Annotated in this window: 15 protein-coding genes; 5 read left to right on the forward strand and 10 right to left on the reverse strand. The window is 50.7% G+C overall.

Annotated elements, in window-relative coordinates:
• Positions 1 to 164: 164 nt before the first annotated feature.
• The 4 genes from CAG65_RS04025 (at position 165) to CAG65_RS04040 (ending at position 3,342) form a co-directional block, all read left to right on the forward strand.
• A complete protein-coding gene (locus tag CAG65_RS04025; protein WP_021704038.1) occupies positions 165 to 659 on the forward strand; it encodes a peptidylprolyl isomerase in 495 nt (164 codons plus the stop codon).
• 44 nt (positions 660 to 703) lie between these two features.
• Positions 704 to 1,438 carry a UDP-2,3-diacylglucosamine diphosphatase gene (gene lpxH, locus CAG65_RS04030; protein ID WP_161452347.1) on the forward strand — a complete coding sequence of 245 codons (735 nt, stop codon included), beginning with the start codon at positions 704 to 706 and terminating at the stop codon, positions 1,436 to 1,438.
• Positions 1,439 to 1,497: 59 nt separating this feature from the next.
• Positions 1,498 to 2,712: an EAL and HDOD domain-containing protein gene (locus CAG65_RS04035; RefSeq protein WP_161452349.1), complete on the forward strand. Its 1,215-nt coding sequence runs from the start codon at positions 1,498 to 1,500 to the stop codon at positions 2,710 to 2,712.
• Between the two features lie 126 nt (positions 2,713 to 2,838).
• Positions 2,839 to 3,342: a YchJ family protein gene (locus CAG65_RS04040; RefSeq protein ID WP_161452352.1), complete on the forward strand. Its 504-nt coding sequence runs from the start codon at positions 2,839 to 2,841 to the stop codon at positions 3,340 to 3,342.
• Between the two features lie 68 nt (positions 3,343 to 3,410).
• On the opposite strand, the gene serS is transcribed toward CAG65_RS04040, so the two are convergent.
• From serS to CAG65_RS04060, 4 genes are all read right to left on the reverse strand, one after another.
• On the reverse strand, positions 3,411 to 4,718 hold the full coding sequence (serS, locus tag CAG65_RS04045) for a serine--tRNA ligase (protein ID WP_021704034.1): 1,308 nt from the start codon (positions 4,716 to 4,718) through the stop codon (positions 3,411 to 3,413).
• Positions 4,719 to 4,810: 92 nt separating this feature from the next.
• A complete protein-coding gene (locus CAG65_RS04050) occupies positions 4,811 to 6,160 on the reverse strand; it encodes a replication-associated recombination protein A (protein WP_161452356.1) in 1,350 nt (449 codons plus the stop codon).
• 2 nt (positions 6,161 to 6,162) lie between these two features.
• Entirely contained in the window at positions 6,163 to 6,759 is a 597-nt protein-coding gene (lolA, locus tag CAG65_RS04055; protein WP_021704032.1) for an outer membrane lipoprotein chaperone LolA, read from the reverse strand.
• Positions 6,760 to 6,943: 184 nt separating this feature from the next.
• Positions 6,944 to 7,558, reverse strand: a complete 615-nt coding sequence (locus CAG65_RS04060; RefSeq protein WP_161452359.1) for an SEC-C metal-binding domain-containing protein — start codon at positions 7,556 to 7,558, stop codon at positions 6,944 to 6,946.
• A gap of 197 nt (positions 7,559 to 7,755) precedes the next feature.
• On the opposite strand from CAG65_RS04060, the gene dusC reads away from it, so the two are divergent.
• A complete protein-coding gene (gene dusC, locus CAG65_RS04065) occupies positions 7,756 to 8,715 on the forward strand; it encodes a tRNA dihydrouridine(16) synthase DusC (RefSeq protein WP_161452361.1) in 960 nt (319 codons plus the stop codon).
• Positions 8,716 to 8,723: 8 nt separating this feature from the next.
• Here dusC and CAG65_RS04070 read toward each other — a convergent pair whose 3' ends face one another.
• The 6 genes from CAG65_RS04070 to cysB form a co-directional block, all read right to left on the reverse strand.
• Positions 8,724 to 10,196 carry a GGDEF domain-containing protein gene (locus tag CAG65_RS04070; protein ID WP_161452364.1) on the reverse strand — a complete coding sequence of 491 codons (1,473 nt, stop codon included), beginning with the start codon at positions 10,194 to 10,196 and terminating at the stop codon, positions 8,724 to 8,726.
• A 131-nt stretch (positions 10,197 to 10,327) separates the two neighbouring features.
• Positions 10,328 to 11,122 (reverse strand): ABC transporter ATP-binding protein, encoded by a 795-nt coding sequence (locus CAG65_RS04075; protein WP_161452367.1) that lies wholly within the window; start codon positions 11,120 to 11,122, stop codon positions 10,328 to 10,330.
• Positions 11,119 to 12,063 (reverse strand): ABC transporter permease, encoded by a 945-nt coding sequence (locus CAG65_RS04080; RefSeq protein ID WP_161448684.1) that lies wholly within the window; start codon positions 12,061 to 12,063, stop codon positions 11,119 to 11,121. The genes CAG65_RS04075 and CAG65_RS04080 overlap by 4 nt, the downstream gene beginning before the upstream one ends.
• Positions 12,064 to 12,126: 63 nt before the next feature.
• Positions 12,127 to 13,092 carry an ABC transporter substrate-binding protein gene (locus CAG65_RS04085; protein ID WP_161448682.1) on the reverse strand — a complete coding sequence of 322 codons (966 nt, stop codon included), beginning with the start codon at positions 13,090 to 13,092 and terminating at the stop codon, positions 12,127 to 12,129.
• 157 nt (positions 13,093 to 13,249) lie between these two features.
• Complete coding sequence (locus CAG65_RS04090; RefSeq protein WP_161452369.1) at positions 13,250 to 14,452, reverse strand: methyltransferase; 1,203 nt, start codon at positions 14,450 to 14,452, stop codon at positions 13,250 to 13,252.
• A 53-nt stretch (positions 14,453 to 14,505) separates the two neighbouring features.
• Entirely contained in the window at positions 14,506 to 15,480 is a 975-nt protein-coding gene (cysB, locus tag CAG65_RS04095; RefSeq protein ID WP_021704024.1) for an HTH-type transcriptional regulator CysB, read from the reverse strand.
• Positions 15,481 to 15,577: the final 97 nt, after the last annotated feature.

The following is a 15,577-nucleotide window of genomic DNA, read 5'->3' on the forward strand; positions in this document are numbered from 1 at the left end:
CAGTATAACAACTTGGGCTGTGTTACGTAATCCCCGATTCGAGCAAAAAGAAAGCATAAGCTAAACTTCTTAAACGATTTCTCCGGTTTTTCGCGTATTAATGTTCGGGAAGTTGAGATAGAATCTCAGTTTCAAATCAAAAAACATCAGCAAAGGTAATAATCATGATCACCCTTCACACTAATTTTGGTGACATCAAAATTCAGCTCAACGAAGAGAAAGCACCTGAAACAAGTGCAAACTTCCTGCAGTACTGCCGTGATGGTTTCTACGACAACACGCTGTTTCACCGTGTTATCGACGGTTTCATGATTCAGGGTGGCGGTATGGAGTCTGGCCTGCGTGAAAAGGCAACCCGTGCATCGATCAAAAACGAAGCGAACAACGGTCTGAGCAACAAGACTGGTACCATCGCTATGGCACGTACGATGGAACCACACTCAGCCAGCTCGCAGTTTTTCATTAACGTCAATGATAACACCTTCCTGGACTTCCGCTCTGAAAGCATGGATGGCTGGGGTTACTGTGTATTCGGCGAAGTCGTTGAAGGTATGGACATCGTGAACAAGATCAAAGGTGTGAGCACCGGTTCATACGGTATGCATCAGGATGTCCCTCTGGATGAAGTGATCATCACTGGCACAACCATCGAAGCATAATCAATGACAGAGAGCGCTGACGGCGCTCTCTTAAATGACCGACTATGACCACACTGTTTATTTCCGATCTCCACCTGACTCCTTCCGTTTCCGACATCACGACCTGTTTTATTCGCTTCATGCGCGAGGAAGCTGTCCATGCAGATGCTCTGTATGTGCTCGGCGACCTGTTTGAATTCTGGATAGGTGACGATGACAAAAGCGATTTTGCCACGCTGATTAAAGCCGAATTCCGCGCGCTAACCACCAAAGGCGTTCCGTGTTATTTCATTCAGGGAAATCGCGATTTTCTGCTGGGTCGGCGCTTTGCCCGTGACACTGGAATCACGTTGTTGGACGAAGAATGCGTGATTGACCTCTACGGTCGTCGGGCGGTCATCCTGCACGGTGATACCCTGTGCATAGATGATATTAAGTATCAAAATTATAGGAAAAAAGTTCACCAGCCCTGGTTGCAATGGCTATTCAATCGTCTGCCGTTTGCCGTAAAACAAAAAGTTGTTGGCAAAGTCCAGGGCGATATCCGGGAACAAAAACAGCATAAATCCATGCAGATTATGGACGTCACTCAAAGTGAAGTCGCACGGGTGATGGACCGCCATCACGTCGATTTGATGATCCACGGTCACACTCACCGTCCCGATATTCATACTTTCCGCACATTACAGGGTGACAAAACTCGAATTGTGCTGGGAGACTGGTACACTCAGGGCTCTGTTTTAGTCTATGATAAAGACGGATTTGATTTGCAGTCTCGCCCTTTTCACCCAGTGGAATGAGGTTGGCCGGGCATGTTGTCCGGCGTATAAGAGCCAATCGATAATATAAGAAGTGTCCTTTGAAATACTCATATATTGCCAGACAGCCTATTCTTGACAGCCACAAGCGAACCGTCGGTTACGAATTGTTGTTTCGTGACGGGCCTAAAAATACCTTTCCGGAGATCGATCCCGATTTGGCCACCAGCCGTTTGTTGTCCGATCACTTCCTTTCGACCCACTATTCGACGCTGGGTAACAAACTCGGCTTTGTTAATTTTCCCTATCAGAGTCTGATCAACCGGGTACCCACATTGTTTCCCGCCGATAACCTGGTCGTCGAAGTGCTTGAAGATTGCGCTCCAACGCAGGAATTATTGCACGCCATCCGGGAAATGGCCGCCAAAGGCTACCGGATTGCTCTGGACGACTTTGTTCCGTCGGTCGAGTGGAAAGCGTTTCTGCCGTTTGTGTCCATCATCAAGTTTGATATTCAGCAGTTTCCAATCGATAAGGCGGCCAAATTTATCGCCAAGCTAAAACACACCAAAATCGATTTTCTGGCCGAGAAAGTGGAAACACATCAGGAATTTGAGCAAGCCAAACAAGCCGGATTTGACCTGTTTCAGGGCTACTTTTTCAGCAAGCCGGAGATGATCCAACGTCGCGCGCTGGAGCCCGCCTTTCTCACTATCGTGCATCTGATCAAAGAGATTGCCAAACCACAGATCGATTACACCACGCTCGAAGAGTTGGTCAGTAAAGACGTCACGCTATCGTTTAAACTGCTCGCTTTTGTCAATTCTTCCGCGTTGATCAGCGCGAAGATTCAGTCTTTCCGCCAAGCCTTGGTGTATCTTGGTGAAGAGCGCCTGAGAAAGTTCATCTCTCTGGTCGCCATCGCCTCAACTCATGAATCCAAACCCGATTATTTGTACGGGCTGTCCATCCAGCGTGCACGATACTGTGAGCTGTTGTTTAGCTATTGTGACAGCGACGTCGAACCCGGCTCGGCCTTTCTGACCGGGATGTTTTCCCTGCTTGACAGCCTGCTCGATCAACCGATGGATCTGCTGATGGAGAAGATGCCGATCGACAATGCAGTCAAAGTCGCATTGAAAAATGGCGATGGACTCCTTGGGGATATTCTTGCCGTCACGCGTGCGTACGAAAAAGGCGATTGGGACCAGGTCGCACTTGTCAACCAACGACTGGGACTGCCAGCAGACACCCTCAGCCAATGTTACGACAGCGCAGTGCAGTGGACCGCCGATCTGCTGAACCTCAAGCCGTAATTACCTCATGCCTGTCGTGAGTGTTTTTGCGACTAAAAGTCTGGCTATTTACCTCGTAAGCAAAGCCTTCTAAACTTAACGCCCTGTTTATCTGGCGTGTCAGCCACACCAACGAAAGAGACATTTATGACTGCCTGCCCTTGTGGAAGCCAATCCGATTACACTGCCTGCTGCGAACCCGTTCATCAGCAGCATGCTCATGCACAACAACCGGAACAACTGATGCGCGCCCGCTATAGTGCGCATGTACTTGGGTTAGTCGATTTCGTCATCGAAACATATCACCCGAGTTGCCACGCAGAAGACCAACGTGAAGGGATTCAGCAATCAGTCCATTCAGAGTGGAAGAAGCTCGATGTCATCGGTAGCGAAGACGGCAGCGATAAGGATGAAGGGTATGTCACCTTTAGCGCGCACTTTGTCGATCAAGGTGCAGAGTACTGCATGACCGAACGTTCACGCTTTCTTCGTCAAGATGGCCTTTGGTATTACATCGACGGCGAGTTTCCCTCGCAAGAAGAGACCATTTCGGATCCAAGACTGAATCAGACCGTTAAAGAGCTCAAAGTCGGCCGTAACGATCCGTGTATTTGTGGCAGTGGTAAGAAATTCAAAAAGTGTTGTGGCTAACCATCGCGCAATTGCAGACATAAAAAAACCGACCTGACTGGTCGGTTTTTCTTTTTTATCGCCACCGATTAACCGATGTGCGTTACGCCACCCATGTACTTTTGCAGCACAGCTGGAATCGCAACGCGGCCGTCGGCTTGTTGATTGTTTTCCAGGATCGCGACCATGGTACGACCAACAGCCAGACCTGAACCGTTCAAGGTGTGCACCAATTCAGGCTTTTTCTCGCCTTTACGACGGAAACGCGCTTGCATGCGACGTGCCTGGAAGTCCCACATGTTTGAGCAAGATGAAATCTCACGGTAGGTCTGCTGTGCAGGTACCCACACTTCCAAATCGTAAGTCTTGCGAGCGCCAAAGCCCATATCCCCCGTACACAGTACGACTTTACGGTACGGTAGCTCAAGCAGTTGCAGAACCTTCTCGGCATGGCCCGTCAGCTCTTCAAGTGCATCCATTGAGTCTTCTGGCTTGGTGATTTGCACCAGTTCCACTTTATCGAACTGGTGCATGCGGATCAAACCACGAGTATCGCGACCGTAAGACCCCGCTTCCGAGCGGAAACATGGCGTGTGAGCGGTCATTTTCAACGGCAGATCGGCCTCTTCCGAAATGGTATCGCGCACCATGTTGGTTACCGGCACTTCTGCAGTTGGGATCAACGACAGTTTACGTGGTTCTTCGTCATTGACTTTCTCTGCCAGCGGTTCAGTGTGGAACAGATCCTTACCAAACTTCGGTAACTGACCGGTGCCAAACAGGCTGTCCGAGTTGACCAGATACGGCATGTACATCTCTGTGTAGCCATGTTCATCGGTGTGCAGGTCCAGCATAAACTGAGCAATTGCACGATGCAGACGTGCAAACTGACCTTTCATAACGATAAAGCGTGCACCGGTGATTTTGGTTGCGCTCGCAAAGTCCAGACCGCCGCCCATTTCACCCAGATCTACGTGATCTTTCACTTCGAAGTCATAAGATTTCGGCTCACCCCAACGAGAGATTTCAACGTTCTCATTCTCGTCTTTACCATCTGGCACATCGTCTGCTGGCAGGTTAGGCACTGACAGCGTAATTTCATCTAGTTTCGCCATTACTTGGTCAAGTTCGACTTTTTTCGCGTCCAGATCGCTACCCAGAGTACCAATTTGCTTTTTGATCTCTTCAGCACCTTCTTTATCACCAGCCGCCATTTTCTGACCGATCTGCTTGGAGATGGAGTTACGCGTGGATTGTAAATTTTCAACTTCTACTTGAATGGACTTGCGTTGTTCTTCAAGTTTACGAATGGTCTCAACGTCGAGGGCAAAGCCACGACGTGCCAGTTTAGCAGCTGTTTCATCCAGCTCTGTACGAAGTAATTTAGAATCCAGCATTGTTAATCCTATGCTTTTTAGTGATGAAAAAACACGTGAAACCTTTCACGTGTTATTGAATAGTCTAACCTGACAAAGATACCCAAAAGACATTACTTTTCATAGCGCTTTTGCGGGCTTTTTGCGTCTAAACTAGCCAAGTAATCCAACTTCTCGCCAATTTTGGTCTCAAGACCTCGATTTGTCGGAAAATAGTAGCGTTTTTCTCCCATTTCCGACGGGAGGTATTTTTCACCCGCAGCGTACGCACCAGGCTCATCATGGGCGTAACGGTATTCCTCGCCATAGCCCATGTCTTTCATCAGACTGGTCGGGGCATTACGCAGGTGATGGGGAACCTCATATTCCGGCAGGTTATGCGCATCGCTGAGCGCCTGCTTCCAAGCGCTGTACACCGCATTGCTTTTCGGCGCACAGGCCAGATAGACGATAGCCTGAGCAATCGCGCGCTCCCCTTCCGCTGGCCCAACCCGGGTAAAACAATCCCAGGCTGACAGTGCCACTTGCATTGCGCGCGGATCCGCATTACCAACGTCTTCTGACGCGATCGCCAGCAGGCGGCGGGCAATATACAGCGGATCACAGCCCGCAGACATCATTCTCGCAGCCCAGTACAGCGCCGCATCCGGGTTGGAGCCACGGATAGACTTGTGCACGGCGGATATCAAGTCGTACCAGATGTCGCCTTTGTTATCGAAGCGCGACACTTTCTCACCGGCCACCTCCGCCAGCAACTGCAGCGTGATCTGTTTGACGCCTTGGGCATCGTCCTGCGCCATGTCGTACAAAAGCTCAAGATAGTTGAGCGACATGCGCGCGTCACCGTTGACCAGTTCAGCCAGGCGTTCCAAAACGTTATCAGAAAAATGGGCCTCAATGCGGCCTTGCCCCCGGGGCGCGTCTTCAATCGCCTGATGAAGCGCCAGCAGGATTTCCTCTTGGTTGAGAGAGGTGAGCTTGTACACTCGGGCCCGTGACAACAAAGCGTTATTCAGTTCAAACGAAGGGTTTTCCGTGGTGGCACCAATGAAAGTAACCGTGCCATCTTCAATGTGGGGCAGAAAGGCATCTTGCTGCGATTTGTTGAAACGGTGCACCTCATCGACAAATAAGATGGTGCGACGCCCCGCCATTTTATTTTCTCGCGCTTTTTCAATTGCCGCGCGTATCTCTTTTACGCCAGAGGTAACCGCCGATACACGCTCGACTTCCGCGTTGGCGTAATTCGCCGCGACCTCCGCCAGTGTGGTTTTCCCTGTGCCAGGCGGGCCCCACAAGATCATTGAATGGATATGCCCCGCTTCCAGTGCTCGCCGTAACGGCTTTCCCGGACCTAGAATATGCTGCTGCCCGATATACTGATCCAGTGTTTCTGGGCGCATACGAGCAGCAAGGGGACGAAAATCTTCGTCCCCTGCAAAGTCTAAACTGTAATTACTCAAGATTACTTCCTTTGGTCATCGACCTCGACACCTTGAGGCACTACAAACGTAAAACGGTCTGCCTTCGGCTTACTGAGGTTTACCTTACTGAAAGTGAACTGGCTCTTCTGACCATCCTGTTCAATCACATTGAACCCTTTCACCACACCTTTCGTGTTGATATCGATTTGAAACTTGCCCTGATTGGAATCCACGGCGGTCGGGGTCAGCGTAAACAGATCGCCTTTTTGCACGACGGCGTAATTATCCCAGTCACTGTTGCGATTGCGAGTGAGAAGAACAAACGGGGTTTGCTCCGTAGCTTGCTCCTGGCGATAAATCGTCACCTGTTCAATAAACGGGCTGTAGTACCAGACCGACTGACCATCTGAAACTAAAACGTTCTCATCTGGTGTGTTGGTTGTCCAGCGGAACAGGCTTGGGCGCGCAATTTCGACGGTCCCCTCACCTTCCATAACAACGTCACCCTCTGGGCTTGTCACCTGCTGAGTGAAATCAGCACTGAATCCGTCGTTTTTTGCCAGACGAGCGCTGAGTTCATCTTTTGGCGCGGCCAAGGCAGAGCAACTTACCAATAACAAGGCTAACAGTTTCTTCATTCAAAAAGCTCCTCACTAAATGAGCGATAAAATCTATATGGTGACGGGCTAACCCGATTTCCAGTCCTAACGTTGATTATAAATCGCCGCAGCCAGGTTATGACCGAATAAGGTCAGACATCCGTCTGAATCACGCGAAGCGTATCGATACCAGTCAGACACGCAAAACCTGAGATAATTCCACTTACTGACCGCAACACTGTTTGAACTTTTTCCCGCTGCCACAAGGACATAGATCATTGCGACCAATACCTTTATATGGGTTGACACTTTGTGACTGCGCCCCGACCATGGCCTCGTCTGCCGCCATCGCCACTTCCGCCACCATCAAATCCAACTGTTCAATAAACTCCTCCAGCGACGGTGGCGATTCGACACCCGCCTTTCGCATTTGTTGCTGTGTCTGCTCTTCATCGATTGCCAACATAAAGCTGGTCAGTAACCCCTGTAACATGCGCAGCGTTCCATCCCCGACCTGCGTCTCTATCCACTGCGCTTCGACAGTCGACCATACCTGCATGAAGCCTTCTGCCAAGTCTGCGAGTTGTTCACGTTTATCAGCCCCGTCCACCAAGGCCAATAAGGAATATTCATTTCGTTTCAATTGCGCGTATTGTTTGTGAATCTGTTCAACAATCACTGGCTGAACGTCACTGGCGGCCGCTCCCAGCAATTCACCCAGCCAGGCTTCGGGCGCCAGAGGCTGCGTGGCAAAATTGGCCGCCAAAATGGCGCCTTCAATAAAAAACGGAGATTCCTGTACATCGGTGCTCTCCAGTGAGATGAGCTGATAAGTCATAAATGCTTTCTGAACAGAACAAAAACCCGAGTATATCACTGTGGGCAGCGCTTGCTAACCATAGTGCGGACAGACGCCCAATTCATCACCATCTCAGCGTAAAAATCAGCGTATTGGCTCAGGTGATGCGTTCCCCCTTAGTGACAATATCAACCAATACCTCTACAATCTCGCCTCCCAAACGGAGGCAAAATGGTATGCGAGTAATTCTGGGCCCGATGGAGGGCGTGTTGGATCATCTGATGCGAGAGATCCTAACCGACATCAATGACTACGATCTGTGCGTCACAGAATTTGTGCGCGTGGTCGATCAGTTGCTGCCAGATCATGTGTTCTACCGCCTCTGTCCTGAGCTGGAACAAGGTTCACAGACCAAATCCGGCGTACCGGTTCATCTTCAGTTACTTGGTCAGGAGCCAGGCTGGATGGCAGAGAATGCCGTTCGCGCCGCCGACCTTGGCGCAAAAGGCATTGATATCAACTTCGGCTGTCCGGCCAAGATGGTAAACAAAAGTAAAGGTGGCGCTGCTCTGCTTCAGCATCCGGAATTGATCCACCAGGTAGTCAAAGCCTGCCGTGACGCCGTGCCAACTCATATACCGGTTTCTGCCAAAATTCGCCTCGGCTGGGAAGACCCAAACGACTGTTTCGAGATCGTCGATGCGATTGAGCAAGCCGGCGCCAATGAACTGACCGTGCATGCAAGAACGAAATCCGGTGGCTACAAAGCCAGTGAGATTCGCTGGGAATACATCGACCAAATTCGTGGCAAAACCACACTTCCACTGATTGCAAATGGTGAGATCTGGAATTATGACGACGGGCAAGCCTGTATCGCGACCACAGGGGTTGACTCTTTGATGGTGTGCCGTGGCGCATTCAATGTGCCGAACCTTGGCAACGTGGTAAAACACAACCACAGCAAAATGGCCTGGCAAGACGTGGTCGATCTACTGCTGGTGTACTCTCGTTATGAAATGAAAGGCGATAAAGGCCTCTATTATCCCAACCGGGTCAAGCAATGGTTCTCATACCTGCGCCAAGAGTACCCTCAGGCCCAAGAGTTATTCCGCGATATTCGAACCTTCAGCAAAGCCGCCCCGATAGTGGAGCGGATCGAATACTATCGCGACAACCTGTTGGCCGATGCCAACTAGCCATTACCTCAGAATATCAACTTGTCTTTACCATTGGTCTTAGCCTGATACAGCTTGTCATCTGCACGCTTAAATGCCGTCTCAAACTCGAATTGGCCGGCTTTGGTGATATCTACACCGCCGGACACGGTAAATCCGCGCTCGAGTAAGCGACTGGCATACTCGGCCAGAGCGGCTCTGACCCTGAGCAGAATCTGCTGCAGTTTTTGCTCACTGTCCCCCGTCAGATAGATAACAAACTCTTCTCCACCAAAGCGGGCTGCAATATCTGCCTGACGGATACTGCACAGGATTTGATCGGCGACGTAACAGATAACGTTGTCCCCTACATCATGACCATGGGTATCGTTGATGTGTTTAAAATCATCGATATCCAAAATCGCCAGCGCAATATATTGCTGATGGGGTGTGCGTTGCAGCAATGACTGGAAACCACGCCGGTTTAACAAGCCAGTCATGGGGTCACGCGCGGCCAGATCTTTGAAATAGGTTTTTTCGGCATCGCTGTTAAAGTAAATCAAAACCACAGTGGAAAGCACGTAAATAAACACTATGCCCAGTAATGAGTAGACCTTGAAACTAAAGAAAAAGGCGATTTCGTTGCGGATATCCAGGTCGTAGTAGACGGCGTGATGAAATTCGACGCCGGGAATATTGAGATGTTTAACATGTACGGCGTTGTCCGGTATGCTGGATGTCCGCAAATCAACCAGCTTAATCAGATTGGGTAAATCACTGTCTTTACTCAGCAGAACCTCAGTGTTGACATCCAGTTCCACCATGCCACGGTAATCGCCGTCAATGACAACCGGCAATGTCATTGCAAACACCTGTCTCTTCTGCCCGTCAATCAGCAGGGAAGTCGAACTCAGACGGGAGACCGTGATTTTATCTTTGTTCTGGGCTGTATCGCGCCAGTATGGACGCGTCTTGATGATAGACACGAAGTCTCGGTCGATTTTCGCCGCACGCGATGCCGGAGATGACATAACAAAGCCACTCTCGTCAATGTAGCGAATACCAAAAATCTCATCATCAAGATCATGCAAGAAGGACAAACTCGGTGCCAGAATGACACGACTGGCCACTCTTTGATACATTCTGCTGCTCGGATCGCACAGCGACGCATCCGCAGTAATCATGTAGCTAAAATCAATAGACGGAATCGGGACATCCCTTGATTCATCAAGGTTGAGCAGCGGGTCAATCGGCCACATCCGACAGACGCCGTCTTCCACTTTACGATTGTGGCTGAGCAGCAGATCCGGCCGGGCGACCAGATAGTGGTTGAACGCGTAATCGATCGCGGTCAGCAAACGCGTGGTGCGCTGAAGTGAACGGTCTATGCGGTCGTATTCTGAGTCTATTTCGCGATTGATCGCATTCAGATAAGCATTGATAGCCAGAACGAGTACCGTCATCGCCAGAGTCAGGGGTGCGACAACGACAAACCTGTGGCTGAAATGCCTCTTGCCCTTCATGAAATTCTAACCTTATCAATATAATAGAAAAAGCCCATCGCAAGATTACACGTGATGGGCTTTAGGTTTCTATGCGCTGGATTATGGCATAGGCAAAATGTGAACTCTGTCAGAGTTAAGTAAGCTCCGGCTTAGTTGAGCAGCAAACTGTCGTCCGCTAATTCCTCTCCCCGAACTTTCGAGAACATTTCCAGCAAATCCGGCACCGTCATATTGGCGCGCTGGTCACCGGCAACATCCAGCACAATTTCCCCCTGATGCAGCATGACGGTGCGATCGCCACACGCCAACGCATCTTTCATCGAGTGTGTCACCATCATTACCGTCAGGTTGAATTCACTGACAATCGTTTTGGTCAAATCAATGATGAACGCCGCCATACGAGGATCGAGGGCCGCAGTATGCTCATCCAGCAGCAGCAGTTTACTTTCTGACAGCGTCGCCATCACCAGGCTTACCGCCTGACGCTGGCCACCCGACAACAAACCGATACTGTCACCCAAGCGATCCTCAAGCCCTAGCCCAAGGATACTGATGCGCTCCTGGAAGAGTTTGCGTCGTTTGGAGGACAACGAGAGATTCCAGCTACGGCGCTTGCCACGCATATAGGCCAAAGCCATATTCTCTTCGATGGTCAGCTCCCCGCACGTCCCCGCCAGCGGATCCTGAAACACCCGCGCACATTGTGTTGCACGCTGGGCAACTGTTTTTGATGTCACATCCAGTTCATCAATCACCACTTTGCCGCCAATCATTGGCGTTTCACCCGTTACCGCACCCAGCAGGGTCGATTTACCCGCTCCGTTTGAGCCAATCACGGTTAAAAACTGGTGTTCAGGTACGTTAAGTGAGACACCACGTAACGCCCGGTTTTCCAATATGGTACCCGGGTTAAAAGTGACCTCAATATTTTCCAACTGAATCATGCAACTTCTCCTGATTCTTTTCCCTGTTTGACAACACCAGCCTGAAAATCAGGCTTACCGCGCTTTTTTGCCTTGAGGTTTCCTTTTATCCTTGGTGCGATCAACGCTACGGCCACCAGAACCGCGGTGACTAAGTTCAGGTCTGATGCCTGTAAACCGAACATTCCGGTGCTAAGTGCAAACGCAACCGCCAGGCGGTACAGCACTGAGCCTACGATGACCGCCAGAACCGCCACCCAAATCTTGCGCCCCGGGATCAGCGTTTGGCCCAGTATCACCGCCGCCAGACCGACCACGATGGTGCCGACGCCGGAAGTGACGTCAGCAAAGCTGTTGGTTTGTGCAAACAGAGCGCCAGCAAAGCCGACAAAGGCGTTAGAGAGCGCCAAACCAAAATAGGTATAAAACGCGGTACTCGCCCCTTGGGCAGACACCATACGAGCATTCACCCCTGTGGCTCTCAGGCCAAGGCCAAAATCACTGTTCAGCAGACGCACCACCAACCAGGCAGAAATCAGCACCAAGACGCCCACCACAATCGGACGTACCAGCATCGAATCTCCCAGTGATTCAAATGGGGTCAAAATGGTGTCTTCACCGAGCAACGCCATATTCGGCCTACCCATGATCCGAATATTGATCGAGAACGCAGCGATCATGGTGAGAATTGATGCCAGCAGATGTAATATCCCACACCGAACCGCAAGAAACGCGGTCACCAAACCGGTTGCCCCACCAGCAAGGATCGCCATTCCTGTCGCTACCCAGGGGTTGATCCCGGCAACGATCGCCGTCGCGGCCACCGCGGCTCCCATTGGGAAACTGCCGTCAACACTCAAATCAGGAAAATCCAGTACGCGGAAAGTCAAATACACACCCAGCGCAACTAATCCATACAAAAGACCTATCTCAAGCGCACCAAAAAACGCAAAAGCAGACATAGGCAACTCCTTTTTCAGAGACAAAGAAACCAGTAAGCCCACGCCTACTGGTTTCAAACAGGATTACTTAACGCTGGTCGCGCGCGCTACAACCGATTCCGGCAGAGTAATGCCCAACATTTCCGCGGCTTTCGGATTGACAACCAGATCCGAACCCTTGGCCACTTTCACGTCCAACTGGCCCGGTTTCTGGCCTTCCAAGATCGCAGCGACGTAATCCGCTGTTTGTACACCGACCTGGTAGTAGTCAAACCCCAGACCAGCGATAGCCCCTTTCTCAACGTACGAGGTTGCGCCACCAAATACCGGCGTTTTTGCCTGATTCGCCGCGACGATCATCCCTTCAATCGCACTGGCAACCGTGTTGTCTGTTGGAGCATAAATGATGTCTGATTTAGCAGAGATGGCCTGAGTAGCCGACTGTACGTCGGCACTTTTCAGCGCCGTAGCCTCCACCACATCGATACCCTGCGCTTTGGCGCTTTCCTTCAGGAGTTCAACCAGAGTCACTGCATTGGCTTCACCCGGATTAAAAACCACGCCGATTGATTTCACGTTAGGCAACAATTCTTTAATCAGCTCCACGTGCTGAGCGATTGGAGACAAATCCGACAATCCGGTGACGTTCTTGCCAGGTTGCTCAAGTTGCTTCACCAATTTGGCACCGACGGGGTCGGTTACCGCAGTGAATACCACCGGGATATCACGCGTGGCAGAGACCAGAGCCTGAGCGGTCGGCGTAGCGATCCCCACCAATACGTCCGGGTTTTCTCCGACAAATTGACGAGCGATCTGCACAGCTATCGCCGGGTTGCCTTGAGCGGTCTTATAATCAAACTCCAGGTTTTTTCCTTCTTCATAACCTTTCGCTTTCAGACCATCGAGTAACCCCTGCCGGGCGGCGTCCAGGGCCGGGTGTTCAACAATCTGCGAAACCGCCACTTTCGCGGTTTTTGCCATGATACTGGTGGATGAGAGTAATGCGGCGCTTGCCAGAACGGCGGTAGCGATGACTTTGCCTGCCTTCATCTGAACTCCTTGATTTAAGCATGTGATAGTAGATGTTGTGTTGTTTTTGTTATCTGCACACTTTGTGTGCGTTTAACCAACATTATTACCAATAACTTAGGAGAATGGAAAGCAAGTTTTAACACCAAATTAACAAAAAAGAGAGGTGGGTGATTTTTTATTGCCCGAAGCCGCGTTCAGCGTGAATCAGAATGTTCCTTGGTGTGATGTCACGACGACAAAACTCGCTGATGTTCACCCTGTATCCCTGCTCACTCAGATAACTGGCTTTGTCCATCACCAGCCACATTTCCAGAGGGCGACGGAATATGTCCTGGATTAAGCTTAAGCGTTCCATATGCCAGAAGCGCCGCTCAGCTTGCTCGTGATAATACGCCCAATCGCAGTCTGGCAAAATCATCTGTTTCTGCTCCGCTGCCCAGCGGCAAAATACTTCAAATCCGTCGGCAAGCATCGACTTACGAATACTGGGTATGGGAAGGTACTGTTGCAAAGACAGCTCAGAGCGCAACAGCAAATCGAAACCAAGTCGATACACCATCTCCTGAAAGCGATGACGTCTGACCCGCTCGCCTCCGGTAACGGTTTCCTGAAGGGGGATTCTCAATTCCTGGCGGGTCAAAGCCAGTGATGAATTCTGTCCCAGCGAGGATAAAGGCCGATACGACTCCCCCTCAATCAGATGGTAGCAACACGGTGATAGGGTGATCGCCGGCAGACCAAAGCGCACCGATTTATGCATCAAAGCAACGTGTAAATCACCGCAAGCATGCAGTGCGACGGCATGTTGTCTCGCATTGAACACATCGTCCGACTCAACACCAAAAGCATCCCCCTGAACAAACTGCATTGGCAAGGCGCGCTTGTCTGCGTCACGTTGCCCAGATTCACACAGACAAGTCTGGAACTCGAAACTGGTGACATTCTGGCGACTCTGACTGGCTAATATGCGGCCGAGGAACCCTTTCCCCGCACACCACTCCAGCCATTCGCTGCCGGAATGCGCCTTCAGTGCCGCCTGACCCATCGCTAAAATTTGGGTCAGCTTACGGCCCGGAATACCGCTGTCGATACCGCGATCGAGTGACAACGTGGAGACATCTGCTGATTCTAGCGCGACCGCTTCCGTAAGAACGTGAAGTTCAGGGAGGCACTGGGTCACCTTGGCCTGCAATGCCTGTGGTGACGATTTATAATACTCGACATCAGCCGGGCTCAACTGACCCAACCACTCAGACAATTGAGGGTATTGCGTTTGCCATGCAGGCTCTGCCTGTCGGCTGTGATGAAATGGCTCGAAGCGCCACAGTAGCTGGTAGTCTGTCAGTAGTTGATCTAGAACGTGAAATCTGGATAGCATACTTCCCCCTGAGTGCGCTGCATTGTAGGGGGAAGCATGAAGAAGTGGAAGTGTTATCGGACTGGCAGTTCGATGTCGCGGAACATCTCTTCGATTTCGGCGTTTGATTTGAGAGAGATCGCCTGTTCGACCACTGGTCGGGTCAAATGCGGCGCAAAACGCTCCATAAAATCGAACATGTAAGAACGCAGGAAAGTCCCGCGGCGAAAGCCAATACTGGTGGTACTGGCCCCAAAGATATGACTGGCATCAATTGCAACCAGATCAGAATCGTGCTGCTGATCAATCGCCATGCTGGCAATCACGCCGACACCGATTCCCATTCGGACGTAAGTCTTAATCACATCGGCATCGGTCGCGGTAAACACCACGCGTGGTGTCAGGCCGACTCGATTAAAGGCCGTATCCAGCTCCGAGCGTCCGGTAAAACCAAACACATAAGTGACTAAGGGGTACGCCGCCAGATCCTGAATGGTGACCTTCTCTTTCTGCGCCAGTGCGTGATCTTTTGGTACCACAATCGAACGATTCCAGTGATAGCAAGGCAACATGATCGCATCCTGGTACAGATGCAACGCTTCGGTAGCAATCGCGAAATTGGCCGTTCCTTTGGCTATGGCTTCAGACATCTGGCTTGGGGTGCCCTGATGCATGTGTAAAGACACTTTCGGATAGCGGGCCGTAAACCCTTTGATCACTTCAGGCAGAGCATAGCGCGCCTGAGTATGCGTAGTAGAGATATTCAGCGTACCCATCTCTGGATGTGTGTGCTCACCCGCTACCGCTTTGATACTTTCGACCCGGGAGAGGATTTCCTGGGAAATACGGATAATATCTTCGCCTGCCGAGGTCACCTGAGTCAAATGCTTGCCACTGCGTTCAAAAATCTGAATACCCAACTCATCTTCAAGCAGGCGAACTTGCTTACTGATCCCAGGCTGAGAGGTGTACAGGCTTTCCGCCGTCGCTGATACATTGAGATTGTGATTGACTACTTCAACAATATACTTCAGTTGTTGTAATTTCATTATTGACCTCGTAACCCCTTCATCGGCCCCAGCCATTGCTCAAAACACTGCTATGCGACATAACATAAGCCACATAGTTTATAATTATTAGTTATAA

The organism is Vibrio sp. V39_P1S14PM300 (assembly GCF_009904765.1).
GTDB classification, from domain to species: domain Bacteria; phylum Pseudomonadota; class Gammaproteobacteria; order Enterobacterales; family Vibrionaceae; genus Vibrio; species Vibrio proteolyticus.